The organism is Nocardioides pelophilus, from assembly GCF_014180685.1.
GTDB classification, from domain to species: Bacteria; Actinomycetota; Actinomycetes; order Propionibacteriales; family Nocardioidaceae; genus Nocardioides; species Nocardioides pelophilus.
In genome coordinates, this window is record NZ_JACEHF010000306.1 from 1 (window position 1) to 1,483 (window position 1,483).

2 protein-coding genes are annotated in these 1,483 nt (G+C 73.7%); both read right to left on the minus strand.

All coding sequences use genetic code 11. The features are described 5' to 3' along the window. Positions 1-114 precede the first annotated feature (114 nt). Positions 115-780 (minus strand): alpha/beta fold hydrolase, encoded by a 666-nt coding sequence (locus H0488_RS23260; RefSeq protein WP_246372713.1) that lies wholly within the window; start codon positions 778-780, stop codon positions 115-117. A 173-nt stretch (positions 781-953) separates the two neighbouring features. Continuing rightward, positions 954-1,483 (minus strand): 16S rRNA (cytidine(1402)-2'-O)-methyltransferase (gene rsmI, locus H0488_RS23265; protein ID WP_246372714.1); only part of this gene is annotated, 530 nt, incomplete at its 5' end.

Consider the following 1,483-nt stretch of genomic DNA (forward strand, 5'->3'; position numbering starts at 1 on the left):
CCCACGCGGGGTGCTCCGCCCCCCCGCGGCCGATGTCGAGGTGGCAGTGGTTGTCGACGACGGGGTGCGGCAGCGGCTCCGGCGCCGGCGGCCGGTCGTGGGAGGCGGCGTCGCTCACCCGGCGACCCGCTCCAGGATGGCGTCGGCGAGCACGTCCGGCAGCTGGGTCGGGATCCAGTGCGAGGCGCCTTCGAGCACGACGAGCTCGAACGGGCCGTCGACCCAGTCCCTGCTGCGCTCGGCGCCCCATCGTCCGAGCGCCACGTCCTTGGTGCTCCACACCATCGTCGTCGGGGCGGCGACCCGGAATCGGACGATCCGGGGGTCGGTGAGGAAGATCCCGCGGTAGCAGCCGATCGACGACGAGAGCGCGCCGTCGTCGACGATCTCGCTCCGGAAGCGGGCGACGTCCTCCTTGGACATGCCGCCCTTGCGCAGCTGGAGGTCGAACCAGGCGGCGCGGCGGGTGGCGATCAGCTCGGGCACGAACGGCAGCTGGAAGAGCAGCATGTAGTAGGACTTCAGCAGCTGGTCGGACCTCACCATCGCCTTCATCATCGCGGCCGGGTGCGGCACCGAGACCGCCGTCAGGCTGCGCACCTTGTCGGGGTGGAGGCCGGCGACAGCCCACGCGGTCGCCGCTCCCCAGTCGTGTCCGACGACGTGGGCGCTCCCGCCGACCTCGTCGATCAGCGCGACGACGTCGGCGACGAGGGCCGGCAGCCGGTAGTCACGGCGCCGCTTCGGCCGGGCGCCCGGCGCGAAGCCGCGCCGGTCCATCGCCAGCGTGNAGCGTGCGGTAGCCGGCGGCGTTGAGGATCGGCGCGACGTGGCGCCAGACCGTCGCCCGCTCGGGCCAGCCGTGCAGGAGCACGATCGGCTCGCCGTCGGCCGGGCCGTCGTCGAGTACGTCGAACACCAGCCCGTCGCGCTCGACCGCGCTGATCCGTTGGTCAGTCCTCATCCACATGCACCACCTGGTAGACCTCCCGCTTGGGGAGCCCAGTCGTCTTGGCCACTGCGGCGATCGCGTCCTTGCGGCTCAGTCCGTCGTCCACCAGGGCGTCGACCGCGGACCGCAGGCTAGCGGGATCGGTGTCGACGGCGCTGTGAGGCGCCGCACCCGCGACGACGATCGTCACCTCGCCCCGCACACCGTCGGCAGCCCACTCGGCGAGCTCGCCGACCGACCCGCGTCGTACCTCCTCGTAGGTCTTGGTCAGCTCGCGGCACACCGCCGCCGGCCGGTCGCCGCCGAACGCACCCGCCATCGCCGACAGCGCGGCGCCGGTGCGGTGGGGCGCCTCGAAGAACACCATGGTCCGCGGCTCGGCTGCGAGCTCGGCCAGCCGGCGGGAGCGCTCGCCGCCCTTGCGCGGCAGGAAGCCCTCGAAGCAGAACCGGTCCACCGGCAGGCCCGAGACCGCGAGCGCGGTCAGGACCGCGCTCGGCCCCGGCACCGCGGTGACGTGCACGCCGGCCG

What these genes read in the sequence shown, in the direction of transcription:
- H0488_RS23260 (WP_246372713.1), bottom strand. Translation starts at nt 780, where the DNA reads ATGGACCGGCGCGGCTTCGCGCCGGGCGCCCGGCCGAAGCGGCGCCGT.